21 protein-coding genes are annotated in these 23,079 nt (G+C 65.1%); 10 read left to right on the top strand and 11 right to left on the bottom strand.

The window, feature by feature from the left end; all coding sequences use genetic code 11:
- Window position 1: 1 nt before the first annotated feature.
- Together cimA and rarD are read left to right on the top strand one after the other, a co-directional pair.
- A complete protein-coding gene (cimA, locus tag CO731_RS21255; protein ID WP_108608728.1) occupies window positions 2-1,618 on the top strand; it encodes a citramalate synthase in 1,617 nt (538 codons plus the stop codon).
- Window positions 1,619-1,746: 128 nt separating this feature from the next.
- Window positions 1,747-2,655, top strand: coding sequence for an EamA family transporter RarD (gene rarD, locus CO731_RS21250; RefSeq protein WP_108608727.1), 909 nt, complete (start codon window positions 1,747-1,749; stop codon window positions 2,653-2,655).
- A gap of 59 nt (window positions 2,656-2,714) precedes the next feature.
- Here rarD and CO731_RS21245 read toward each other — a convergent pair whose 3' ends face one another.
- On the bottom strand, window positions 2,715-3,326 hold the full coding sequence (locus tag CO731_RS21245; protein WP_108608726.1) for a TIGR00730 family Rossman fold protein: 612 nt from the start codon (window positions 3,324-3,326) through the stop codon (window positions 2,715-2,717).
- A gap of 109 nt (window positions 3,327-3,435) precedes the next feature.
- On the opposite strand from CO731_RS21245, the gene CO731_RS21240 reads away from it, so the two are divergent.
- The 3 genes from CO731_RS21240 (at window position 3,436) to CO731_RS21230 (ending at window position 7,119) form a co-directional block, all read left to right on the top strand.
- Window positions 3,436-4,800 (top strand): Ig-like domain-containing protein, encoded by a 1,365-nt coding sequence (locus CO731_RS21240; RefSeq protein WP_108608725.1) that lies wholly within the window; start codon window positions 3,436-3,438, stop codon window positions 4,798-4,800.
- Between the two features lie 70 nt (window positions 4,801-4,870).
- The gene (locus CO731_RS21235) at window positions 4,871-5,209 is read left to right on the top strand and encodes a metalloregulator ArsR/SmtB family transcription factor (protein WP_108608724.1); all 339 of its coding nucleotides are present in this window, start codon (window positions 4,871-4,873) and stop codon (window positions 5,207-5,209) included.
- A gap of 14 nt (window positions 5,210-5,223) precedes the next feature.
- Window positions 5,224-7,119 carry an ABC transporter ATP-binding protein/permease gene (locus CO731_RS21230; RefSeq protein ID WP_108608723.1) on the top strand — a complete coding sequence of 632 codons (1,896 nt, stop codon included), beginning with the start codon at window positions 5,224-5,226 and terminating at the stop codon, window positions 7,117-7,119.
- 6 nt (window positions 7,120-7,125) lie between these two features.
- Here the strand turns inward: CO731_RS21230 and CO731_RS21225 are convergent, their stop codons facing one another.
- Together CO731_RS21225 and CO731_RS21220 are read right to left on the bottom strand one after the other, a co-directional pair.
- On the bottom strand, window positions 7,126-8,055 hold the full coding sequence (locus tag CO731_RS21225) for an NAD(P)/FAD-dependent oxidoreductase (protein WP_199914497.1): 930 nt from the start codon (window positions 8,053-8,055) through the stop codon (window positions 7,126-7,128).
- Entirely contained in the window at window positions 8,045-8,506 is a 462-nt protein-coding gene (locus CO731_RS21220) for an Rrf2 family transcriptional regulator (RefSeq protein WP_108608722.1), read from the bottom strand. The genes CO731_RS21225 and CO731_RS21220 overlap by 11 nt, the downstream gene beginning before the upstream one ends.
- A gap of 148 nt (window positions 8,507-8,654) precedes the next feature.
- On the opposite strand from CO731_RS21220, the gene CO731_RS21215 reads away from it, so the two are divergent.
- Together CO731_RS21215 and CO731_RS21210 are read left to right on the top strand one after the other, a co-directional pair.
- Complete coding sequence (locus CO731_RS21215; protein WP_108608721.1) at window positions 8,655-9,353, top strand: phosphatidylserine decarboxylase; 699 nt, start codon at window positions 8,655-8,657, stop codon at window positions 9,351-9,353.
- Window positions 9,353-10,204, top strand: coding sequence for a phosphatidylcholine/phosphatidylserine synthase (locus CO731_RS21210; protein ID WP_108608720.1), 852 nt, complete (start codon window positions 9,353-9,355; stop codon window positions 10,202-10,204). Before CO731_RS21215 ends, CO731_RS21210 begins: the two co-directional genes overlap by 1 nt.
- Here the strand turns inward: CO731_RS21210 and CO731_RS21205 are convergent.
- Window positions 10,201-12,420 (bottom strand): AMP-binding protein, encoded by a 2,220-nt coding sequence (locus CO731_RS21205; RefSeq protein ID WP_108608719.1) that lies wholly within the window; start codon window positions 12,418-12,420, stop codon window positions 10,201-10,203. The genes CO731_RS21210 and CO731_RS21205 overlap by 4 nt on opposite strands.
- A gap of 224 nt (window positions 12,421-12,644) precedes the next feature.
- Entirely contained in the window at window positions 12,645-13,565 is a 921-nt protein-coding gene (locus CO731_RS21200; protein WP_108608718.1) for a DMT family transporter, read from the bottom strand.
- A 112-nt stretch (window positions 13,566-13,677) separates the two neighbouring features.
- Here CO731_RS21200 and CO731_RS21195 point away from each other — a divergent pair, with 112 nt between their 5' ends.
- Window positions 13,678-14,184 (top strand): OsmC family protein, encoded by a 507-nt coding sequence (locus CO731_RS21195; protein WP_108609968.1) that lies wholly within the window; start codon window positions 13,678-13,680, stop codon window positions 14,182-14,184.
- A 16-nt stretch (window positions 14,185-14,200) separates the two neighbouring features.
- Here CO731_RS21195 and CO731_RS21190 read toward each other — a convergent pair whose 3' ends face one another.
- From CO731_RS21190 to CO731_RS21180, 3 genes are all read right to left on the bottom strand, one after another.
- Entirely contained in the window at window positions 14,201-14,824 is a 624-nt protein-coding gene (locus CO731_RS21190; protein WP_108608717.1) for a hypothetical protein, read from the bottom strand.
- A gap of 83 nt (window positions 14,825-14,907) precedes the next feature.
- Complete coding sequence (locus CO731_RS21185) at window positions 14,908-16,674, bottom strand: SLC13 family permease (RefSeq protein WP_108608716.1); 1,767 nt, start codon at window positions 16,672-16,674, stop codon at window positions 14,908-14,910.
- A gap of 121 nt (window positions 16,675-16,795) precedes the next feature.
- Complete coding sequence (locus CO731_RS21180; protein WP_108609967.1) at window positions 16,796-17,542, bottom strand: SDR family NAD(P)-dependent oxidoreductase; 747 nt, start codon at window positions 17,540-17,542, stop codon at window positions 16,796-16,798.
- 185 nt (window positions 17,543-17,727) lie between these two features.
- Between CO731_RS21180 and CO731_RS21175 the strand changes: the two genes are divergently transcribed.
- On the top strand, window positions 17,728-18,150 hold the full coding sequence (locus CO731_RS21175) for a DoxX family protein (protein WP_108609966.1): 423 nt from the start codon (window positions 17,728-17,730) through the stop codon (window positions 18,148-18,150).
- 28 nt (window positions 18,151-18,178) lie between these two features.
- On the opposite strand, the gene purF is transcribed toward CO731_RS21175, so the two are convergent.
- Window positions 18,179-19,648 (bottom strand): amidophosphoribosyltransferase, encoded by a 1,470-nt coding sequence (purF, locus tag CO731_RS21170; protein WP_108608715.1) that lies wholly within the window; start codon window positions 19,646-19,648, stop codon window positions 18,179-18,181.
- 127 nt (window positions 19,649-19,775) lie between these two features.
- Entirely contained in the window at window positions 19,776-21,032 is a 1,257-nt protein-coding gene (locus CO731_RS21165; protein ID WP_108609965.1) for an MFS transporter, read from the bottom strand.
- Between the two features lie 294 nt (window positions 21,033-21,326).
- Between CO731_RS21165 and CO731_RS21160 the strand changes: the two genes are divergently transcribed.
- Window positions 21,327-22,259 carry a DUF6282 family protein gene (locus CO731_RS21160; RefSeq protein WP_108608714.1) on the top strand — a complete coding sequence of 311 codons (933 nt, stop codon included), beginning with the start codon at window positions 21,327-21,329 and terminating at the stop codon, window positions 22,257-22,259.
- A 185-nt stretch (window positions 22,260-22,444) separates the two neighbouring features.
- Here CO731_RS21160 and CO731_RS21155 read toward each other — a convergent pair whose 3' ends face one another.
- Window positions 22,445-23,053: a CvpA family protein gene (locus CO731_RS21155; RefSeq protein WP_108608713.1), complete on the bottom strand. Its 609-nt coding sequence runs from the start codon at window positions 23,051-23,053 to the stop codon at window positions 22,445-22,447.
- Window positions 23,054-23,079 lie beyond the last annotated feature (26 nt).

The raw sequence follows: 23,079 nt of genomic DNA, 5'->3' as shown, positions 1-23,079 counted from the left end.
AATGGCACGCGAACGCATCTATCTCTTCGACACGACGCTGCGCGACGGCCAGCAGACGCCGGGCATCGACTTCTCCGTCGAGGACAAGATCGCGATCGCCGCCATGCTCGACGAGTTCGGGCTCGACTATGTCGAGGGCGGCTATCCCGGTGCCAATCCCACCGACACGGCCTTCTTCCAGGAGAAGCGCACCAAGCGGGCGAAATTCGTCGCCTTCGGCATGACCAAGCGGGCAGGGGTGTCGACCTCCAACGACCCGGGCCTCGCCACGCTGCTGCAAGCCAGGTCGGACGGCATCTGCTACGTTGCCAAGAGCTGGGATTACCACGTCCGCGTCGCGCTCGGGGTCACCAACGAGGAGAACCTCGAATCGATCCGCGCCTCGGTCGAGGCGGCGCGCGACGCCGGCAAGGAGCCGATGGTCGACTGCGAGCACTTCTTCGACGGCTTCAAGGCCAATCCTGACTACGCGCTGGCCTGCGCCCGCACTGCCTATGAGGCCGGCGCGCGCTGGGTGGTGCTGTGCGACACCAATGGCGGCACCCAGCCGTCGGAGGTGCGCGAGATCGTGGCCAAGGTCATCGCATCCGGCATTCCCGGCGCCAATCTTGGCATCCATGCCCATGACGACACCGGCCAGGCGGTGGCCAATTCGCTGGCCGCCATCGAGGCCGGCGTGCGCCAAGTGCAAGGCACCATCAACGGCATCGGCGAGCGCTGCGGCAACGCCAACCTGATCACCATCATCCCGACGCTGGCGCTGAAGCCGCATTTCGCCGGGCGTTTCGAGACAGGCGTTTCGGAAGAGGCGTTGGCAGGCATCTCGCGGCTTTCGCGCGCATTCGACGAATTGCTCAACCGCGCGCCTGAGGCGCAGTCGCCCTATGTCGGCGCCTCCGCCTTTGCCACCAAGGCCGGTATCCACGCCTCGGCGATCGCCAAGGAGCCCAAAACCTACGAACACGTGCCGCCGGAAGCCGTCGGCAACCGGCGCAAGGTGATGGTGTCGGACCAGGGCGGCAAGGCCAACTTCGTCGCCGAGCTGAAGCGCCGCGGCATCGACGTGCCCAGGGACGACGGACGGCTGGACGCGCTGATTTCGGTGGTCAAGGAACGCGAGGCCGAGGGTTATGCCTATGAGGGCGCCGACGCCAGCTTCGAGCTCCTGGCGCGCAGCATGCTGCACACGGTGCCGGATTTCTTCCGCGTGACCTCGTTCCGCTGCCTGGTCGAACGGCGTTTCGACGCCAACGGCAACCTCAAGACCGTGTCGGAAGCGGTGGTGAAGGTGATGGTCGATGGCGAGGAGAAGATGTCGGTGGCCGAAGGCGACGGCCCCGTCAACGCGCTCGACATCGCCCTGCGCAAGGACCTCGGCAAGTTCCAGCACGAGATCGGCGACCTGGAGCTGGCGGACTACAAGGTGCGTATCCTCAATGGCGGCACCGAGGCGATAACCCGCGTCCTGATCGAGTCGCATGACAGCACCGGCGCGCGCTGGTGGACCGTCGGGGTGTCGACCAACATCATCGACGCTTCGTTCCAGGCGCTGATGGATTCGATCATCTACAAGCTGATGAAAAACCGCGACATGGCGGGGTTGGTGGCAGCGGAGTAGGGGTTACTTGCTATGATTGGGCCAGCCAAGGCGACTGGCCCGATCGATTGATCCATCAACGAAAAGCGGATGGACCATCAGAATTTTGAAATGGCATGGCCGGGCAGGCGGGCGCATAGGTTCGCGCCATGAGCACGAACACGCCTGCGATTTCTCGCGACGAAGCCACGCGTGGCTTCCTTTTTGCCCTCTCGGCCTATCTGATGTGGGGTGTCTTGCCCTTCTACATGAAGGCTGTGGCGCATATCCCGACGCCCGAGGTGATCGCCCACCGCATCACCTGGTCGATCCCCATCGCAGCCCTCCTGCTGTGGTGGCTGGGTCGCACCTCCGACATCAGGCAGGCGCTGCGCACGCCGCGGACGCTGGCGATGGGCACGCTGACAGCGGCGCTGATCACCATCAACTGGGGCGTCTATGTCTGGGCGATCGGCAACGACCGCGCACTGGAAACCGCGCTCGGCTACTACATCAATCCGCTGTTCAGCATCTTTCTCGGCGCCGTCGTTCTGGGCGAGAGGCTGACGCGGGCGCAGATGCTGGCGATTGCACTCGCCGTGGTTGCCGTGGCCCTGCTGACCTGGGAAACCGGCGGCTTGCCCTGGGTGTCGATCGTGCTGGCGCTTTCCTGGGGCTTCTACGCCCTGTTCAAGAAGACGCTGCCGATCGGCCCGGCCCAGGGCTTCTTCCTCGAAGTGCTCATCCTCGGCCTGCCGGCGCTCGGCTACATCTTCTACCTGCAGTCGACCGGCGTCGGCCATTTCGGCACCACCGGCATGACCGACGTCTGGCTCATGCTGGGCTGTGGTGTCGTCACCGCCGTGCCGCTGATCCTGTTTGCCAACGGCGCCAAGCTGCTGACGATGTCGACCATCGGCATCATGCAGTACATCGCGCCGACGATGATCTTCGTCATCGCCATCTTCATCTTCAAGGAGCCGTTCTCGAGCGAATGTGCCGTTGCCTTCGCGCTGATCTGGGTGGCGCTGGCGATCTATACCTGGTCGATGTTCTCCGAACGGGCGAAGAACGGCTGAGGTTCAGGTGAGGCGGCCTGCCAGCGGCAGGCCGCAGCCTCCGGGATTGATCCTTAAGGTCACATCTTGTCGATGAGCGACTGCACGCCCTCGGTGGGCGTGGAATCGCTGCCGGCCGCGACCAGGATGGCCGAGACCACGGCCTCCGGCTCGTCGATCACCAGCGGCTGGACCAGATGCGAGGTGTGCACGAAGCCCTCGGCCTTCATGTGGTCGAGCAGCGCCAGCATCGGATCCCAGAAGCCTTTGACATTGGCAAAGACGATCGGCTTGCGGTGATGGCCGAGCTGCGCCCAGGTCATGATCTCGACGATCTCCTCGACCGTGCCTATGCCGCCCGGCAGCGCCACGAATGCGTCCGATTTCTCGAACATAAGGTGCTTGCGCTCGTGCATGTTGTCGGTGATGACGGTTTCGTCGAGCCTGGTCAGCGCGGTTTCGGTCGCTTCCTTGTTCATCAGGAAGCGCGGGATGATGCCGGTGACCTTGCCGCCGGCGCGCAGCGCGCCATCGGCGACCGCACCCATGATGCCTTTGGTGCCGCCGCCATAGACCAGCCGCAGGCCGGCCTTGGCGATCGAGTGGCCGAGCAGATGGCCGGCCTTTATGTAGACTTCGTCGCGGCCCGGCGAGGAGCCGCAATAGACGCAAATGGATCGAATCTTGTTCATGGCCTGATTGGGTATTGCGTCTGCTGGCAGGGTCAAGCCCGCACGGGCTTTTTCTTGTCGCTGCCGGCAAAACAAGGTAGACCCGTTGCGCGGCTAGGGGCATGGAAATATGGCGATTAATCCGTTGAAGATATTCCTATTGGCAGCCGGCGGCTCGGCCGCGGCAGCCACGGTTGCGTATGTGTCGGGCGCGCTCGATCCCTATCTAGCGCCGCCGGCTGCGATAGCCTCGTTGCCGGCGCCGAACTCGACGGCGCCAGCCGCCGACAAGCCCGCCGAACCGGCAAAGCCGTCAGCCGAGGCGGCGGCGCCCGCTGCTCCGGCGGTCGTAGCACCTTCCTTCGATGTCGTGCGTGTCGAGGACAATGGCGCTGTCGTGATCGCCGGCAAGGCTGCGGGTGGTTCCAAGGTCGAGATCGTGACCGGTTCGCAGGTCATCGGCGCGGCTGTGGCCGGCGCCGACGGCGATTTCGCCGTCGTGCTGGACAAGCCGCTGAAGCCTGGCGACTACCAGATCGTGCTGCGTGCCACTGCGCCCGACAATGTCGTGGCTACGTCGACCGAGACGGCCGTGGTGTCCGTGCCCTCCGAGCCGGGCGGCCAGGTGCTGGCGCTGGTGGAGGAGCCGGGCAAGCCGGCGGAACTGATCACCGTGCCCAAGCCTGCCGAGGCGCCGGCAATGCTGCCCACGGCCGAACAGTCCGCCAACGCGCCCGCGACCACGCCCGAAGCACAGACTGCGCCGCAACCGGCACCGGCCAAGTCGGCGACAGCCGCCGCCGAAGCCAAGGTGGTGGTCGAGGCGGTCGAGATCGAAGGCAAGAAGATATTCATCGCCGGTGCGGCCGATGCCGGCCGCAAGGTACGCGCCTATGCCAACGAGATTCTCATCGGCGAAACGCAGACCTCGCCGGACGGGCGCTTCCTGATCGAGGCGGAGCGCGAACTGCCCGTGGGCGACTACATCATCCGCGTCGACGCACTCGAGCCGGATGGCGTCAAGGTGGCTGCACGCGCTGCTGTCCCGTTCCAGCGCGAGCCGGGTGAGTCGATTGCAGCCGTTGCGCCGCAGGAACCGGTCCAGCAGCCGGCATCGGCACAGCAGCCCGAGGCCAAGTCTGACGCGTCGACGCCGTCAACGGCCGAAACGCCAGCCGCGCCAGAGGCATCTGAAGCAAAACCCGCCGATGTCGCCGCCGCACCGGCAGCGCCCGAGGCGACAGCCCCCAAGCTGGAGGCGGTCAACGGCGCCGTGATCATCCGGCGCGGCGATTCCCTGTGGCGGATCTCGCGCCGCGTCTACGGCCATGGCGTGCGCTATTCGAACATCTATCTCGCCAATCAGGACCAGATCCGCGATCCCGACCGCATCTGGCCGGGGCAGGTGTTCCGCGTCCCGGAAAAGTCCAAGGAGGGCGAGGCCGCCAACATGGACGCCATGGGCGAGCAGGCGATGCCGACGCCCAAACCATAGGACTTCGGGCACGGCATCTCACCCCACTCGGGTTGCGCGGAATGAATTCATCGTCTATCGTCGATGAACGATGAAGTCATTCTCCGCCAGGCAGAACTGCCGCGCACCATCCGTCGAGGATGTGGCGCACAAGCTTGCCGCCCTCTCGCATCCGGCACGGCTTGAAATCCTGCGACGGTTGGGCGGCGGCAGGTCGTGCTGCTGCAAGGAAGTGGTCGAGCATCTCGACCTTGCGCAATCGACGGTTTCGCAACACCTGAAAATCCTCGTCGAGGCGGGACTGGTTCGCTATGCGCCGGAGCGGCAACGCTCGCGCTATCAGATCGACCAGGCGGCTCTGGCCGCCGTTTCCGCATCCGTCTCGGCGCTCGTCGAATCCTGCTGCGCCGGTGAAGGCGCGGACATATAATCAAGGCAAGAACAGTGGCTAACAAGACCGTCTCCGCCGAACGCGGCTCGACTTTCAGCACGATCAGGAACCTTTGGCCTTATATGTGGCCAGAGGACCGGCCCGATCTCAGGGCGCGCGTCGTCTGGGCGACCGTGTTCCTGGTCGTTGCCAAGCTGACGCTGGTGGCCGGGCCCTATTTCTTCAAATGGGCGACCGATGCGCTGGCCGGCGACCAGCGCTCGCCGTTGCCGCTGCCGGCGTTCCTGGTGGCACCGGTGATGCTGGTGGTTGCCTACAATGTCGTCCGCATCGTCCAACTCGGCTTCAATCAGCTGCGCGACGCACTGTTTGCCCGCGTCGGGCAATATGCGGTGCGGCAGCTAGCACACCGCACTTTCGTGCACATGCACCAGCTGTCGCTGCGTTTCCATCTCGAGCGCCGCACCGGCGGGCTGTCGCGCATCATCGAGCGCGGCACCAAAGGCATCGAGACCATCGTCCGTTTCACCATCCTGAACACCGCGCCGACGGTGCTGGAATTCGCGCTGACGGCCGGCATCTTCGGCTTCGCTTATGGCTGGAAATATGTGGCGGTCGTGGCCGCCACCGTCTGGATCTACACCTGGTTCACGGTGCGGGCGAGCGACTGGCGCATCGGCATCCGCCGCGAGATGAACGATTCCGACACCGACGCCAACACCAAGGCGATCGACTCGCTGCTCAATTTCGAGACGGTGAAGTACTTCAACAACGAGGCCATGGAGGCCGAGCGCTTCGACCGCTCGATGGCGCGCTACGAAACGGCGGCAACCCGCATCTGGACGTCGCTCGGCTGGCTGAACTTCGGCCAGGGCGTCATCTTCGGCATCGGCATGACCATCGTCATGGCCATGTCGGCAATGGAGGTCATGGCCGGCACCCAGACCGTGGGTGATTTCGTCTTCATCAACGCCATGCTGATGCAGCTTTCGGTGCCGCTCAACTTCATCGGCTTCATCTATCGTGAAATCCGCCAGGGCCTGACCGACATCGAGCAGATGTTCGACCTGCTCGACGTCGCGCAGGAGGTGGTCGACAAGCCGGGCGCCCGGGCGCTGGAGATCGGAACCGGCCGGATCGAGTTCCGCGACGTGCATTTTGCCTATGATCCCAACCGGCAGATCCTCAAGGGCGTCAGCTTCGAGGTTCCGGCCGGCAAGACGGTGGCGATCGTCGGCCCTTCGGGCGCGGGCAAGTCGACGATCTCCAGGCTGCTGTTCCGCTTCTACGACATCCAGCAGGGCGCTATCCTGATCGATGGCCAGGACATTCGCGACGTCAGCCAGGAGAGCCTGCGCGGCGCGATCGGCATGGTGCCGCAGGACACGGTGCTGTTCAACGACACCATCGCCTACAATATCCGCTACGGCCGCGTGAACGCCGACGAGGAGGATGTGCGCAAGGCGGCCGAACTGGCACAGATCGCCGGTTTCATCCAGCGCCTGCCCGACGGCTACAAGGCGATGGTCGGCGAGCGCGGCCTGAAGCTCTCGGGCGGCGAAAAGCAGCGCGTGGCGATTGCCCGCACCATCCTCAAGGCGCCGCCGATTCTGATGCTGGACGAGGCGACGTCAGCGCTGGACACCCAGACCGAGCAGGAAATCCAGAGCGCGCTCGACCTGGTCAGCAAGGGCCGCACGACGCTGGTCATCGCGCACCGTCTGTCGACGGTCATTTCAGCGGACGAGATCATCGTGCTGGCCGACGGCAGCATCGCCGAGCGCGGCACCCATGCCGAATTGCTCGGCAAGCGCGGCCTCTACGCCTCGATGTGGGACCGCCAGCGCGAAGCGACCGAGGCCGAGGAACGGCTGCGCCAGGCTCGCGAGGGCGACGAACTCGGCGTCGTCGTGCGTCGCCGCACCCCCGAGGTCACCGACGGGGCCTGATCCCGGTCAGGCAGCTGTTGCGTTCAGCGACGTTGCTGCGTCCTCTTCGATCAGTGAACGGTGGATGGAAAGCGCTGCAAAGACGCCGTCCGCCGAAGCCAGGGTGATGTTGTGCATTTCGGTGGCGGCATCGCCCGCGGCAAAGACGTTGCGGACCGACGTCTGCTTGAAGCCGTCAGTGCGGATCTTGACGCCAAGGCGCGTCTCGTCGAACGCGCAGCCGATCTGTTGCGCCAGCGGGCTGGCCATGCGCAAGGGTGCTCCGATGAACAGGGCCTTGACCGGCACGAGGCTGCCGTCGGCAAGGCGCACGCCGTCGATCCCAGGGGCGGAGCCTTCGACCGCCGTGAAAGGCGTGTCCTCGATCCGGACGTTGCGGGCGGACAGCAGCGCGGCGGTGGCTTCGTCGAGCGGGAAGTTCGCGTTGGCAAAGTAGGTCGTGTCGCCCCAGTCGGCCAGAAGCGATGCCTGGTGATGGGAAAGTGCCGTGGTGGCGAGCACGCCGATCGGCCCGCCGCCGATTTCATAGGCGTGGCAATACGGGCAGTGCAGCACCGTCTCGCCCCAGCGCTCGGCGAGGCCGGGAATGGCCGGCAGGTCGTCGCGCACACCCGTCGCGATGAGCATGCGTCGGCCCTGATGCAGCGTCCCGTCGGCAAGCCTGACCGCGATGCCTTCTTCGGTCGTCTCGGCTGCGACTGCCTCGCCGGAGACGAGCGAGGCGGATGGATAGGCTAGAAACTGCGCCCTGGCCTCTGCGAGGAGCTCGCCACCGGCGCGACCGTCATGCCCGAGCACGCCGTGTGAACGGGCGGCGAAGCGGTTGCGCGGCATGCCGGCGTCGATCACCAGCACCCGCCTGCGGGTACGGGCCAGGACCAGTGCTCCGGCGAGGCCGGCAAAGCTGCCGCCGACGATGATGGCGTCATGCTGCATCGTGATTTCCTTTTGCATGTTGTGCGTGGTCCGCCATCCGGCGGCTGAAATCGGCGGCGAGATCGCTGAGCCGTATCTGCCCGAACCGTTCGAGCAGCAGGGCCTGCGCCTCGCGGAAGGTGTCGTCGAGTGCGTGATTGACCGCCTGTTCGACCAGGCAGCCTGTGTTTTCGGTGGCTGGGCTGAGCGGCAGCAGCACCGGTTCGCCCAATGCCAGGTGGATGTCGCGCAGGCTGACCGAGGCGAGGTCGCGCACAAGCGTCCAGCCGCCGCCATGGCCCCGCTCCGACGTCACGAAACCGGCCTCCCGCAGGCCGGCCATCGTCCGGCGCACGACCACCGGATTGGTGCGCAGGCACAAGGCGAGATGGTCCGATGTCATCGGCTTGCCGTGATCTGCCATGTGAAGCAGGGCATGCAATGTCGCGGAAAGGCGGCTGTCGTGTTTCATGTAACTTTTATAGTTACGAAACTTCTGAAGATCAAGCAGGCAGTGCTGCCCCTCGCGCACCCGGTCACCGGCCGGCAATGTCGCGTTGCGGCGGCCAGAGCTTTCCGGTAAGCACTCCGGGACTTCAACAGCAACGGCCACCCCTTTCATGAGCATAGCCGACACGATCCGCAACGCCTTCGTTCCGGTCCATCGCGAGGGGTATCCCTTCATTGCCGGATTCGCGGCGGTCGCCGTCCTGCTGGGCTTCTTCTCGACGTCGCTGTTCTGGATCGGGGCGATTCTCACCGCCTGGTGCGCCTATTTCTACCGCGACCCCGAGCGCGTGACCCCTGTTGACGACAAGCTCGTGGTCAGCCCCGCCGACGGCGTGGTTTCGGCCGTCGGCCCGGCCGTGCCGCCGCGCGAACTCGGTCTCGGCAATGCCGAGATGACGCGCATCTCGGTGTTCATGAATGTCTTCTCCGTCCACGTGAACCGCGCACCGGTGCGCGGCAAGATCGTCCGCATCGAGCACCGTCCGGGCAAATTCCTCAACGCCGAGCTCGACAAGGCAAGCCAGGAGAACGAACGCAACGGCGTCGTCATCGACAGCCCCAACGGCCAGGTTGCCGCAGTCCAGATCGCCGGCCTCGTGGCGCGGCGCATCGTCTGCTGGGCCGATGTCGGCGGCAACATCGCGGTGGGCGAGCGTTTCGGCCTGATCCGCTTCGGCTCGCGCGTCGATGTGTTCCTGCCTGCGGCAGCTGTTCCGCGCGTCGCCGTCGGCCAGACCGCGGTGGCTGGCGAAACCATCCTCGCCGAATTCGGCGGCGCCAGCCACGCACCGCTGGTGCGGGTCTCCTGATGGTGGCGCCGTTCAAGCCCTTCGAACCACATGGCAGCGGCGGACCGCGCATCCGCGAAATTCCGCTGCGCATGGTGCTGCCCAACCTCATCACCGTGCTGGCGATCTGCGCTGGGCTTTCCGGCATTCGGCTCGCCTTCCAGGACCGGTTTGAACCGGCCGTGGTGATGGTGCTGCTGGCAGCCTTCCTCGACGGCATCGATGGCCGTCTGGCGCGCATGCTGAAGGCGACCTCGAGGTTCGGCGCGCAGATGGATTCGCTCGCCGACATCGTCAATTTCGGCGTCGTTCCGGCATTGGTGCTCTATGCTTACCTGCTCGACAAGGCCGGATCCCTGGGCTGGATCGCGACGTTGCTTTTCGCCATCGCCATGGGCCTGAGGCTGGCGCGTTTCAACGTGCTCGACGAAGACCTCGATCGCCCGGCTTGGCAGGCCGAGTATTTCGTCGGCGTGCCGGCGCCGATCGGGGCCATCACCTTGATGCTGCCGATGTATCTCGGCTTCCTCGGCCTCGAGGGCACGCGCACGGTGGCCTATGTCGCCACCGGCTTTGCCATCCTCGTCGCCTTCCTGCTGGTCAGCCGGTTGCCTGTCTATTCCGGCAAGAAGCTGAGCATTCGCAGGGAATACCTGCTGCCCGTCATGCTGGTTGCGGTATTCTACGTGCTGCTTCTGACCGTCTATCCCTGGCAGACACTGACGGCGTCGGTGATCGGCTACCTGATCTTCCTGCCGCTGAGCGCCAGTGCCTATGCGAGACGGGCGAGGATCGAGGGCGAGAAGGCTGTGGCTGCCGCCGCCGAGGCTGAGACAACCGACGTCTCGGACGAGACCAAGCCGGCAAGCTAGGCTGCCAGCCCCAGTCGCTCGATGGCCATGTGGCGCGCGGCGACATAGTCGGTCTTGCCGGAGCCGAGCACCGGGATTTCGCGCACCTTGATGATGTCGTGCGGGACCATCAGGTCGGCGGCCCCGGCCTGCTTGCCGTAGAGGCGCAAGGTTTCGGGATCGGCATTGCCGGCGGTGGTGACGAGCACGATGCGTTCGCCCTTGCGCTTGTCTGGAACGGCAACGGCGGCGTGGCGTTCCTCCGGCCACAGTGCCTGCACCAGCATCTCGACGGCGCCGAGCGAGACCATCTCGCCGGCGATCTTGGCGAAACGCTTGGCCCGGCCGCGGATGGTGACGAAGCCCTCGCGGTCGACCGAGACGATGTCGCCGCTGTCGTGCCAGCCTTCGAGTGGCTGCAACTCGCCCGGCCGGTCGGCGGTCATGTATCCCATCATCAGATTGGGGCCGTTGAGCCAGAGCCGCCCGCCTTCGCTGACGCCTTCGACCTCTTCGAGCCGCATGCGCATGCCGGGCAAGAGGCGTCCCACCGTGCCGTCGCGGCCATGAGTCGCCGTATTGACGGCCACCACCGGCGCTGCCTCGGTCAGGCCGAAGCCTTCGACGATCTCGGCGCCGAATCGCTCGCGCCAGACGCGCCGTGTTTCCGGCCGTACCGGCTCGGCGCCGGCCACGACGAAACGCAGGCTGGAGAAATCGCCATCCTCGGCAGTCCGGGCATAGGCGGCAAGGAAGGTGTCGGTCCCGAACATGATGGTCGGGCGGATCTTGCGCGCGACGTCCGGGATGAGCTTGTAGTGCAACGGCGAGGGGTAGAGGAACAGCCGCACCCCGGTGATCAGCGGCAGGATGGTGCCGCCGGTGAGGCCGAAGGAGTGGAAAACCGGCAGCACGTTGAACAGCTTGTCGACCGGCGAGATGGAGATTCGGGCCTCGGCCTGCATGGCGTTGGCGACCAGGTTGCGGTGCGAGAGCACGACGGCCTTGGGCATGCCTTCGGAGCCCGATGTAAACAGGATGACGGCCGGCCTGGAGGCGACCTGGGGTTGCAGCGGGCGCCGCCATTGAGCGGCCGCGGCGGCCTTTTCGAAGGTCGTGATGCTGTCGCGCAGCTCTTCCAGCCAGATCATCCGCGCGCCGGCCTGTTCGGCGGCAGCGACGATGTCGGCGAGGTCGGCTTTCTGGATGAAGGCGCGCGACGAGACGATGGTCTTGATGGCAGCCGTCTTCACCGCCGAGGCGACATTGGTGGCGCCGGCGGTATAGTTGATCATGGCGGCCACGCGCCCTGCCGAGATGAGACCGAGCGTGGTCAGCACCACGCCATTGGCATTGGGCAACAGTATGCCGACCGCTTCGCCCGGGCTGGTCAGGCCCTCGAGGCGTTTGCCCAGCACGCGCGCCCCGGTCAGGAGCTTGCGGTAGCTGAGCGCGCCGCTGACGACGTCCTCGACGATCAGGCGCGAGGCGCCGTAGCGGTCGGCGGCGTCGCACACGGCATGGAACAAGCCCCGGTCGAGATCGGTGCCGGCGAGCCGCGCTTCGGCAAAACGGTCGAACAGGGCATTGGCGGTGGTGGTCTGCGAGTAACCGGCGCGCTGGAGCAGTTCGGCCATGGTCATGGGCGCAAGCGCTGCGATCCGGAGGCGTGGGAACCAGGCGCGTGGCGCGCGTTCGGCCGGTGTCAGCGAAAACGGCAGGTGGCGCGCGCCGCTGACGAAGATCGGCACGATTCGGGCGTCGGCCTGCATGGCGATGCGGGCGACGGCGCGGAACAGCCGGAACGACTTGACGTCGGGCTCGACGGTGTCGGGCAGGTAGACCGCGAGGCGGCCCTTGCCGCGCAGCACGCGCACCAGGCGACGGCTGACGAAGACATGTTCGGCGTTGAAGGCGATGGTGCGGCCAAGCTCGCGCCACGGCTCGAGCCAGAAGGCGCGGGCGGAGGCATCGTCGAGGATGTGCAGCGTCTGCTCCGGCAGCAGGGACAGCATCAGCGCCGGTTCGAGTCGGGACTGATGCGACACGACATAGATGACCGGCGTTTCTGAATCCCGCGCCTGGCGTATGGCCTTGTCGTGGACGCGCCACGCCAGCTTGAGCGGTAGATAGAGCAGCGCCTGGCGGAAGCGGATGCCGAGCGTATACGTCAGGTAGCCTGCGGCAAGCATCCATGCCGCGACAAGACCGAGCAGAATCGCACTGGCCAGGACCATGCCGCACCTCCCAATGCGCGCGACCCCCCAACCGCGCGCACTGAAACTAGACGATGCCGACGCCACGTCAATGCGCATCGTCCCGCCATCCCCTGGGGTTCAGGACAGGAAAAAGCCGGTCTTGCGACCGGCTTAAAGCAAAGGGACGGGTGGAGGGGATGGGGGGATGGGGCAACCCGTCCTGAGGCCAATAACGCCGACCCCGCGATTTGGTTCCGCCCCGTTCAGGTTTTTTTCGATTCTTTTTCGCCGTTGGCCAGCGCGGTGGCTACAGCCCGGCTGCCGGCCCAGTCACGCCAGGCGTGCCAGAACACGGCCGCCAGCACGATGGCACCGCCGGCGAGGCTGGCGACCGGCGGCAACTCGGCCAGGAACAGCCAGGCGAAGAAGATGCCGAACGGCACTTCGGCGGTGCCTAGCAGCCCTGCTTCGGCGGCGGGGATGCGGCGCGCGCCTTCTGTCCACAGCACCACCGCGAGAGCGAAGGTGAGGCCGAAAATGGCGAGCACAGCTATGTCCTGGCTTGGCACGGCCAGCGGATCGGTGACGAACCAGGCCGGAAAGATACCCAGGAAAGCCGAAACGGCGCCGGCCCAAACCACCGATGCGTTGCGAAAGCGGCGGACGAGGGTCGCGTAAAGCGCGAATGTGAAGGTCATCAGCAGCGCTAGCATGTCGCCGAAGGCGTGGCCGCCGCCAAGCCCGGACCAGACCATGACGGCGACGCCGACGAGGCAGACCGCTGCTGCAACTGCTGTCTGGCGGCGAAAGACCTCGCCGATGATCACCCAGGCGAGCAAGGCGACGACGAACGGCACTGTCGCGTAGATGACCACGACATTGGCGACGTAGGTGTTCTTGAAGGCGGCGATGAAGGCGATGCTGGCGAATGTCCCCACTATGGCAAGCATCCAGCCTTGCCAGCCGAGATCGAGGCTTTCGCCATGGCCGTCGCGCCGGCGCCAGAGGACATAAGCAGTGATCAGCAGCCCGCCGGCCAGTCCGCGCCAGGAGGTGATGGTCAGGGGATCGGCGTCGATCGATTTGGTGAGGATGCCGGACAGGCCGAAGACCGCCGCGGACAGCGTGACAAGCAACATGCCGAGCCTGTGTTCCGATGCGCCGTCGATGATGTCGGTGGCCATGCCGTCTCCTGCAAGAGAAGCTTAGTCTATCGCATCGCTCCTGCCAGCCTGCTGTCATGAGCCAAGGCACCTTGCCTATGCTAGGATCGCCATGGTTTACCGGGAGAAGATCATGGATGCCGCGGGACTGAAGGCGCTGCAGGCGCCGCTGAAGGACGCCTATCGCGAGGATGCCGGGCGGGGGCTGATCACGCTGCGGGCCGCCGGTGCCGTCGACGACCAGTCGATTGCCTGCAAGGTTGATACGGGCAGGGCGATCGTGACCGCCGGCCTGCACCCGGCGACCGGTGGCAGCGGCATGGAGTTGTGTTCCGGTGATATGCTGCTGGAAGCGCTGGTCGCCTGTGCCGGAGTGACCTTGAAGGCGGTTGCCACGGCGTTGGAGTTCAGGCTCGGCGAAGCCAGGGTCTCGGCCGAGGGCGATCTCGACTTTCGCGGCACGCTCGGTGTCGCCAAGGACGCGCCGGTTGGCTTTCGTGCCATCAGGCTGGCCTTCAAGCTCGATACGGACGAGCCGCAGGACCGGATCGACGCGCTGATCAAGCTGACCGAGCGCTACTGCGTCGTTTTCCAGACTTTGAACGTTCGCCCGGACCTTTCGGTATCGGCCGAACGCTAGGGGTGATGCAGGCCGCTCAGTTGGTGGCGAAGCAGTAGAACAGGCCGTCGCCGCCAGTGCCCTTCAGTGCTTCCTGGCCGCATCCGCCACGCGAGGCATGCGAGGAATTCCAGGACTTCGCGGCCGCCGAATCGTCGAGCCCCATGCGGTCATGATGCCCCATCATGGCGACGCCTTCGCCGTCGCTGGTCCAGTTGTTGCAGGACTGGTCGGCGGCCTTGGTGCCGTCAGGCATCGACCCGGTCAGGATGTCGTGCTTGTTGGGCTGGTCACCGCGGCCGTTGACGGCGTTGCCCTTCTCGTCGAGCGCGGTTTCCTTGTTGATGTTGTTGGCGTCGCTGTGCAGCGAGGCGACATCGTCGGCGATCTTCTGGCCCTTGGCATTCGACCATGGGCCGCTGCCGATGCGATCCTTGGCGTCGGTGTCGCTGGTCGAGAGATAGGCATGCCAGGTCTTGCCGGTCGAGCCGGCAGCTTCGGCGAGGCTCTGGCAATGCGCGTCGGCGCCTGCGAGGCCGCCGAGATTTGCGCCCTTGCCCAGGCCGGCGCTGGTCACGAAAAAGCTCATCGTGTTGTCCTGGGCGCTGGCGGTGAGAAGGCCGGAGCACAGTGCCGCGGACAGGATGAGGATGCGTTTCATCGATCGTTCCTCCCAAACTTTACCGATAGACGCGCAAAGCTAGGGCGGGCCGAAATCAACGGCCAATCACGCTTGCGTGTCGCCTACATCGGCCAGACGAGGATTAGCATCGGCACCGCTACCAGGATGACCAGCAATGACAGTGGCAGCCCGAGGCGAGGATAGTCGGAGAATTTGTAGCCGCCCGGTCCCATCACCAGCGTGTTGCACTGGTGGCCGATCGGTGTGAGGAAGTCGCAGCCCGCGCCGATGGCGACTGCCATCAGGAATGCTTCCGGCTGGTAGCCGAGCGAACTGGCGAAGCCCGCGGCAATGGGGGCGACGACAAGCACGGTCGCCGCATTGTTGAGGAACGGCGTGACCGCCATGGCCACCACCATGATGAGGGTCAGTGCCCCTGCAGCCGGCAACCCGGCGGCGAATTCGGCGAGCCAGGCCGAAATGACGTCGGTGGCGCCCGTCCGCCGTAAGGAATCGCTGACGGGAATGAGGGCTGCCAGCATGACCAGGATCGGCCCGTCGATTGCGCCATAGACCTCGCGCAGCGGGATGACACGGAACAGGACCATGGCGACGGCAGCCGAGAAGAAGGCCAGCGGGACAGGCAGCAGGCCCAGGGCGGTCGCCGCCATCGCTGCGATCAGGATCGCCAGCGGAACGATGCCGCGGCGGACGCTGCCGAGGAGGATCGACCGCTCCGCCAGCGGCAGGCAGCCGAGTTCGCGCAGGATCTCCGGCAGGGTCTGCGGATTGCCCTGGAGAACCACCACGTCGCCCATGCGCAGCGTGACTGCACCGAGCCGCTCCTGGATGCGCTCGCCCTTGCGGCTGACGGCCAGCAGGTTGACGTTGAAACGGTCGTAGAGCGCCAGCCTTTGGGCCGACCCGCCGATCAGGCTCGAATTCTCGCCGATGACTGCTTCGACGGCCGCGGCGGCATGCTTGCCGCCGGCGGAATCGCGGCTGCCGGTGACGCTGAGCTTGGCCTGCGCCACCATGCGGTCCAGCACGTCGGGGGCGCCCTCGATCAGGAGGATGTCGCCTTCGCGCAGGATCACATCGGGAAACGGCGTGACGTGCAGCGCACGCGACCGCAGGATCGAGGTGACGACAGCGCGGCTGCCACCGAGCTTCAGCAGATCGCCCAGCGATTTGCCGGCGACGGCGGAGTCGGCGACGATCCGGGCTTCGGTGACGTAGTTGTTGATGTCGATGGCCTCGTGGATGGAGGCCGAGGCGCGCGTACGGCTGGGCAGCAGCCAGTAGAACAGCACCAGGAAGACGATGCCGGCGGCGGCAAGGGCCGCACCCACCGGGGTGAAGTCGAACATCGAAAAGGCCTCGCCGGTCATCTCCTGGCGCACGCGCGATACGACGATGTTGGGCGAGGTGCCGATCAGCGTCATCAGGCCGCCGAGCAGCGAGCCGAACGCCATCGGCATCAGGAACACCGAGGGCGAAACATTGGAGCGGCGAGCGAACTGGAAAGCGATGGGGATCATGATCGCCAGCGCGCCGATGTTCTTTACAAAGGCGGATAGCACCGTGACGACGATGACCAGCAACGCCAATTGCGCCCTGACGCTGGAGACATCGGGAGCGAAGCGCTGGATAGCATATTCCATGATGCCCGAGCGGGCGACGCCGGCACTGACCAGGAGCGCCGAGCCGACGATGATGACGATGTCGTCGCCAAAGCCGCTGAATGCCTTGGCCTGCGGAACGATGCTGGCCGCAACGGCGACGATCAGGGCGCCGCAGGCGACCAGATCATAACGGAACCGACCCCAGATGAACGCCGCCATCATCAGCACGATGACGGCGAGGGACATCATCTGGTCTGTGGTCATGCGGTCGATGTCCCCACATTCGTCGGATCGCGATGGTCAACGCGGCAGCGGTGGTATCGTTGCTTTGTCGGGGCAGGCAGGCCCCGAAGCGGCAGGTGCCGGGCCGGTCGGCAGAAGATGTTCAGGCTGGCTGCTGGTAGGAGACCCAGCGCTGTTCGCGGGCCTGGTAGATCAGGCCGGTCCGGGTGAGGGCAGGGTCGACCATCGGCAGGATGTGGGCTGCGACCTCGGAGGGGTGCGGCAGCGTTTCAGGGTTTTCGCCCGGCACTGCCTGGGCGCGCATCGCCGTGCGGGTGCGACCCGGGTCGAAGGCGTTGACGCGCAGCTTCAGGTTGCGGGTCTCGTCGGCCCACGAGCGCATCAGCGTCTCGGCAGCAGCCTTGGAGGCGGCGTAGGGCGCCCAGAAGGCGCGTGCGGAATGGGCGGCGTTGGAGGTGACGATGACGGCGCGGCCGGCGTCGGAGAGGCGCAGCAGCGGATCGACCGAGCGGATCAGCCGCCAGGTGCCCGTCACGTTGACCGCCATCACCTTGTCGAAGACCTTGGCTTCGACATGGCCGATCGGGGCGATGACGCCGAGAACGGCGGCGTTCGCCACCAGGATATCGAGCTTGCCCCAGCGTTCGTGGATCGAGCCGCCGAGCCGGTCGATGCCGGCCATGTCGGTCAGGTCGAGCGGGACCAGTGTCGCCTGGCCGCCGGCAGCCTTGATTTCGTCGTCGAGTTCTTCGAGGCCGCCGACCGTGCGCGCAACCGCAATGACATGGGCGCCGGCTGCGGCCAGCTGCTTGGCTGTGTTGTAGCCGATGCCGCGCGAGGCGCCGGTGACAAGGGCGATGCGGCCGGAGAGGTCGGGAATGGTGGTCATGCGGGCACCCAATTCGAACTTGTCGATCCGCTGCCTGATAGGACGATTTCGCCGCGAACAAAACCCCGCAGGCCACAATGAGGGCCGACTATGTGTCGCAAGCTGCGAAATTCGCGCCGGCAATGTCGGAAAAGCCTGGCGTCAGGCGTCCTGGGTTGAGAACGATGTTCCCGGAGGTACGAGCCATGAGCAGAACTGTAGCAATCCTTGTCGCCAGACTGATCTTTGCCGGCGCTTTCACCATGGCGGCTGTCTTCAAGTTCGCCGGAATGGAACAAACCGCGGCCTACATCGCGGCGGCCGGCTTTCCCTCCCCGCTGCTCCTCGCGTGGCTTGCGGCCATATTCGAAGTTGCGCTGGTACTGGCCTTCCTGACGGGCGCCTTCTTTTCGGAAGCGGCCGTGCTCGCGGGGGTCTACGTGATCTTCCTGGCCTTCGCTTTCCACGGACCCTCGCTCTGGCAGGGAAACCAGGCTGAGTTCGGCTTCTTCGTCGACCACTTCACCTTCCTCGCGGGACTGCTGTTCGCAGCCGTCCACGGGCCAGGTGAAAAGCTGGCGATGCGGCAAGGTATCATCTGGAAGAACGAGGCGGCTTCCGCGAACTGACGCGAAAGCCAGGCAGCGTCAGAAGGCGCTAGACTCCGCCCGTCGCCAGCAGCGACAGGGTGCGGACATTGTCGGAGCCTTCGAGATCGGCGAGGCGCGTCGGGTACTGGCCGGAGAAGCACGCATCGCAGAACTGCGGCTGTTCGTTGTCGCGGCTGGTCTCGCCGACGGCGCGGTAAAGACCGTCCATCGACAGGAAGCCGAGCGAATCGACGCGGATGAACTCGGCCATTTCCTCGATCGTCATGCGCGAGGCCAAAAGCTTGGATTTCTCCGGCGTGTCGACGCCGTAGAAGCAGGATGCGCGGGTGGGCGGCGAGGCGATGCGCATGTGCACTTCGCGGGCACCGGCGTCACGCACCATCTGCACGATCTTCTGGCTGGTGGTGCCGCGGACGATGGAATCGTCGACCAGCACCACGCGCTTGCCTTCGATCATCCGGCGGTTGGCGTTGTGCTTGAGCTTGACGCCCATATGGCGGATCGAATCGCCGGGCGAAATGAAGGTGCGGCCGACATAGTGGTTGCGGATGATGCCGAGCTCGAAGGGGATGCCTGCCTGCTGCGAGAAGCCGATGGCCGCCGGCGTGCCGGAATCGGGCACGGGCACGACGATGTCGGCATCGACCGGGCTTTCGATGGCGAGTTCGGCACCGATGCGCTTGCGCACGTCATAGACGTTGCGGCCCTCGACCGAGGAGTCGGGGCGGGCGAAATAGACATATTCGAAGATGCAGAAGCGCGGCTTCTGCGGCTCGAACGGGAAGATGCTCTCGATGCCCTTGGAGGTGACGATCACCATCTCGCCGGGCTTGAGATCGCGCACGAAACGCGCGCCGATGATGTCGAGCGCGCAGGTTTCGGAAGCGAGGATCCAGGCACCGTCGAGGTCGCCGAGGACCAGTGGGCGAATGCCGAGCGGATCGCGGCAGCCGATCATCTTCTTCGACGACAGTGCCACCAGCGAGAACGCGCCTTCGACCTGGCGCACCGCATCGATGAAGCGCGCATTGAGATCGCGTTCCTTGGACGTCGCGACCAGGTGCAGGATGGTTTCGGTGTCGGAGGTCGACGAGAAGATCGAGCCCTGCTTCTGCAAGGCGCGCTGCACCGTCATGGCGTTGGTCAGGTTGCCGTTATGCGCAACAGCAAAGCCGCCATCGGCGAGTTCGGCGAAGAAGGGCTGGATGTTGCGGATACCCGCGCCGCCAGTGGTGGCGTAGCGCGTATGGCCGATGGCGCGATTGCCCTTGAGGCTGTCGATGACGCGCTGCTTGGTGAAGGTGTCGCCGATCAGGCCGACATGGCGTTCGACGTGGAACTGGCTGCCGTCGTAGGAGACGATGCCGGCGGCCTCCTGGCCGCGATGCTGGAGCGCATGCAGGCCCAGCGTGACGATGGCTGCTGCGTCCTGCCGGCCAAAGATGCCGAACACGCCGCATTCATCGTGGAAATGATCATCGGCCTCGGCGGAGAGAGGTGTGTCTGCGTCAACCATCGGGTCACGGTCTCGTGTCGGAAAGCCGTCATATAGGGCATGCCGACCTGCAATACCATCACCAATTTTAGCAGGCCTTGTCGCAGGTGGCCTGCGCAGGAGGTAATCCTGCGCAGGCAGCTTGGCCCTAGGCCAGTTCGACGCCCTTGCGTTCCTTGATCAGGAAGACCGTGGCGAGAATGTCGATTGCCCAGACAAAGACCAGGAACGACAATCCGGCGGACAGCGAATATTGCGTTGCCAGCCAGCCGATGACCAGCGGGCCGAAGCCGCCGACGCCGCGGCCGACGTTGAAGAGCACGTTCTGTGCCGTCGCGCGGGCCTGCGTCGGGTAGCTTTCGGAGATCAGGGCGCCATAGCCGCCGATCATGCCGCTCAGGAAGACGCCGGTGATCGCGCCGGCAATGAGCAGCGCCGTGGGGTCCTTGATCTGCGGATAGACGAATGCCATCGCCATGGCGCCGATCTGGAAGGTGATGAACAGAGGCTTGCGGCCGAAGCGGTCCGCCAAATGCCCGAAGATCCACATGCCGACCGCACCGCCGAGCACGGTGACCGACGTCCACAACGCCGACTTGGTGAGCGTGAAGCCCATCTGCGTCGACAGGTAGGCCGGCAGCCAGATCATCGTGCCGTAGTAGCCGAAGTTCTGCGCCGACGTCATGATCCCGATGCCGATCGTCGACCGGATCGTTTCACGGTCTGCAACCAGGTGGCGGAAGGGATTGACGCGCTTGCCGGCGTCCTTCTTGGCCGCCGCCACGAACATTTCAGGCTCATGCAGGTACTTGCGCAGGGCAAAGGCCACAACAGCCGGGATCAGGCCGATCACGAACATGCCGCGCCAGCCGATCAGGGGCAGCAGCAGCGGGGTGAGCAGCGCCGCGGCGAGCACGCCGGCCTGCCAACCCAGGGCGACGTAGGACGAGGCGCGCGCCCGCTTGTGCGCCGGCCAGGCCTCTGCCACCAGGGCCATGCCGATGCCGAACTCGCCGCCCAGGCCGATGCCGGCGATTGTGCGGTAGATCAGCAGATCCCAGTAACCCTGGGCGATGGCACAAAGACCGGTGAACACACCAAACAAAAGGATGGTCCACGACAGGACGCGGATGCGGCCGAAACGGTCGCTGAGTGCCCCAACGATCAGGCCGCCGATCACGGCCCCGATGAGGGTCCAGGTAATGAGCGAGCCCGCCTCCGAACTTGAAAGGGCCAGGCCGACCGTAACCGCCGGCAGCATGAAGCTCAGGATCATCAGGTCGAAACCATCCATCGCGTATCCGAGATTGGATGCGAGCAGCGCCTTGCGCGCATAGCTGTTGACGGGCGCGTCCTTGTCGTCCGCGAGGGTCGGCGATTGCGCCGTAGAAGACTTAATTGACATGCTTTCCTTCCCAAAAAATGCGCTCGGCCCACGCGACACCAGGAAGCGCGGCTTCAAGCCGCGGGAATAAGTATATACATAATTGAAGTTGCGCAAGCTGAGCCAAGTGCTCATGCATGCTGCCGGCTTGACTCGCAAGCGAAGAACTTGGCTACAGCGCGTGGCGCCAAGCAGAGGTCGCCGCGACAATGGTGTCGGAGGCTCGCGGAGGCATGTTGACAAGCTTCCATGCGTATAGAATAGTAATTATGTATATACATAATTTACTGCCGTGACTGGGAATGGAGTTGGGTTATGAAGGCACTACCGCACGTTGGCGACAAGCGCGTGATCGATATGCATGTGCATATCGGACCGGAGTTTTTGCGCCGGAAATATAGCGCTGAAACGCTCGCGGCCGAGGCGCGGAGCGAAGGCTTCGGCGTGGTGATGAAGAATCACTTCCAGCCGACCACCGGACAGGTCAGCCAGTTGCGCCGGCCCGACGACAAGGTGGCGCTGGTTGGTTCCGTCGCCCTGAACTTCGGCTGCGGCGGCGTCGACGACCATGGCGTGCGGTCGGCACTCTCCGGCTGGAAGCGCGACGTGACGGCGGCAGACCCGGATTCCGACCGCTTCGTGGTCTGGATGCCGACGATGTGCTGCGAGGCGCATCTGAAGAAGTACAATCGCCGCGACCTGTCCGAGGCCTGGGGCATCAAGGGGCAGTACACGAGGTATTATGCCGAGGGTACCGGCTATACGCTGGACGAAGGCAATGACGACAAGATGGCCGCGCTGCGGCGCGCCCTGCAGGTGATCGCCGACAACGATCTCATCCTGGCGACAGGGCATTTCGACCGCAACGAGACCCTGACGGTCGTCAGGATCGCGCATGAGATGGGCATCCGCCGGATCATCATGACGCATCCGCTGTTTCAGACCACCGAGCTCGATCCCGAGACGATGCGGCGCATGTGGGAGCAGTACGGTGCCTATAGCGAACTGGCCTTCGTCAATCTCGCCATGGATGACCTGAGCTACGAGCAGTACATCGAAGTCATCGAGGCGGTCGGCTCGCAGGGCGTAATCCTGTCGTCGGACGTCGGGCAGGTGTTCTCGGCCGGCGTCGGCGATGCCCTGCGCGAATTCTTCACGGAGTTGCAGGCACGAGGCGTCAAGGAAGACGACATCGTCCAGATGTCGGTCATGAACACCAACAAGCTGTTGTTCGAAACCATGGAGTGATCGTCGGGAGGGTTCACGCGTCCTGACCGGGGCGCGTCGATCCTGAGTGTCTGCGACGCGCCGAGGAATGCTGCCTGCCGGACCAGCGATACGCAGCCAGAATGCAGAACGCCGTGCCTCCCTTCGGACGCACGGCGTTCAATGTCACGCGCTGATCATCGGTCCCCTGATGATCGCGAAGTCGCTCAGTTGTTGGCGGGCGGCGTTTCCGCTGCGGGCGCGCCGGCAGGCTCGTCAGCTCCACCTTCGGCGGGCGGCGTGGCCGCGCCGGCCTCGGGCTCGCCCTGCGAATTGAGCTTCTTGAGAATCGAATTCTCGGGATCTTCCGGCAGCATGTTTTCGATCGTCGTGCCGATGCTTTCGAGCAGCGGGCGCGACTTGGCCTCGGAAACCCAGGCAGGTGACTTGTCGCCGACCAGCCAGTTGAAGAACAGCAGGCCGACAGCGACCACCAGGATGCCGCGTGCCGCACCGTAGAGGAAGCCGAGCGTGCGATCGAGCGCGCCGATGCGGCTGTCGATGATGAAGTCGGCGATCTTCATGGTGATGATAGTGACGACGATCAGCGCGACGATGAAGACGATGCCGGCGGCTGCGGCCATCGCGATCTTCTCGTTGTCGATATAGGGCTGAACGTAGGGGACGACCGGCTTGTAGAAGAAGAAGGCAGCAGCGGCAGCCGCAGCCCAGGAGGCGACCGAGAGCACCTCCCGCGAGAAGCCGCGCACCATGGCGAGCATCGCCGAAACCAAGGTGAAGCCGACCAGAATTCCGTCAAGCAGCGTAATCGGCATAGTGTCTCTCACTCCCTGACGACGGT

Source organism: Aminobacter sp. MSH1 (genome assembly GCF_003071665.1).
GTDB classification, from domain to species: domain Bacteria; phylum Pseudomonadota; class Alphaproteobacteria; order Rhizobiales; family Rhizobiaceae; genus Aminobacter; species Aminobacter niigataensis.
This window is presented reverse-complemented; position numbering and strand designations above follow the sequence as displayed.

Excerpts from the sequence above, each read along its gene's own strand:
- CO731_RS21160 (WP_108608714.1), top strand. The coding sequence starts at position 21,327 with ATGAAGGCACTACCGCACGTTGGCGACAAGCGCGTGATCGATATGCAT.
- CO731_RS21200 (WP_108608718.1), bottom strand. The coding sequence starts at position 13,565 with ATGGCCACCGACATCATCGACGGCGCATCGGAACACAGGCTCGGCATG.
- CO731_RS21175 (WP_108609966.1), top strand. The coding sequence starts at position 17,728 with ATGAGCAGAACTGTAGCAATCCTTGTCGCCAGACTGATCTTTGCCGGC.
- CO731_RS21180 (WP_108609967.1), bottom strand. The coding sequence starts at position 17,542 with ATGACCACCATTCCCGACCTCTCCGGCCGCATCGCCCTTGTCACCGGC.
- CO731_RS21215 (WP_108608721.1), top strand. The coding sequence starts at position 8,655 with ATGAGCATAGCCGACACGATCCGCAACGCCTTCGTTCCGGTCCATCGC.
- CO731_RS21165 (WP_108609965.1), bottom strand. The coding sequence starts at position 21,032 with ATGTCAATTAAGTCTTCTACGGCGCAATCGCCGACCCTCGCGGACGAC.
- CO731_RS21235 (WP_108608724.1), top strand. The coding sequence starts at position 4,871 with ATGAAGTCATTCTCCGCCAGGCAGAACTGCCGCGCACCATCCGTCGAG.
- rarD (WP_108608727.1), top strand. The coding sequence starts at position 1,747 with ATGAGCACGAACACGCCTGCGATTTCTCGCGACGAAGCCACGCGTGGC.
- CO731_RS21220 (WP_108608722.1), bottom strand. The coding sequence starts at position 8,506 with ATGAAACACGACAGCCGCCTTTCCGCGACATTGCATGCCCTGCTTCAC.
- CO731_RS21205 (WP_108608719.1), bottom strand. The coding sequence starts at position 12,420 with ATGGTCCTGGCCAGTGCGATTCTGCTCGGTCTTGTCGCGGCATGGATG.
- cimA (WP_108608728.1), top strand. The coding sequence starts at position 2 with ATGGCACGCGAACGCATCTATCTCTTCGACACGACGCTGCGCGACGGC.
- CO731_RS21195 (WP_108609968.1), top strand. The coding sequence starts at position 13,678 with ATGGATGCCGCGGGACTGAAGGCGCTGCAGGCGCCGCTGAAGGACGCC.
- CO731_RS21240 (WP_108608725.1), top strand. The coding sequence starts at position 3,436 with ATGGCGATTAATCCGTTGAAGATATTCCTATTGGCAGCCGGCGGCTCG.
- CO731_RS21185 (WP_108608716.1), bottom strand. The coding sequence starts at position 16,674 with ATGACCACAGACCAGATGATGTCCCTCGCCGTCATCGTGCTGATGATG.
- CO731_RS21210 (WP_108608720.1), top strand. The coding sequence starts at position 9,353 with ATGGTGGCGCCGTTCAAGCCCTTCGAACCACATGGCAGCGGCGGACCG.
- purF (WP_108608715.1), bottom strand. The coding sequence starts at position 19,648 with ATGGTTGACGCAGACACACCTCTCTCCGCCGAGGCCGATGATCATTTC.
- CO731_RS21155 (WP_108608713.1), bottom strand. The coding sequence starts at position 23,053 with ATGCCGATTACGCTGCTTGACGGAATTCTGGTCGGCTTCACCTTGGTT.
- CO731_RS21225 (WP_199914497.1), bottom strand. The coding sequence starts at position 8,055 with ATGCAGCATGACGCCATCATCGTCGGCGGCAGCTTTGCCGGCCTCGCC.
- CO731_RS21245 (WP_108608726.1), bottom strand. The coding sequence starts at position 3,326 with ATGAACAAGATTCGATCCATTTGCGTCTATTGCGGCTCCTCGCCGGGC.
- CO731_RS21190 (WP_108608717.1), bottom strand. The coding sequence starts at position 14,824 with ATGAAACGCATCCTCATCCTGTCCGCGGCACTGTGCTCCGGCCTTCTC.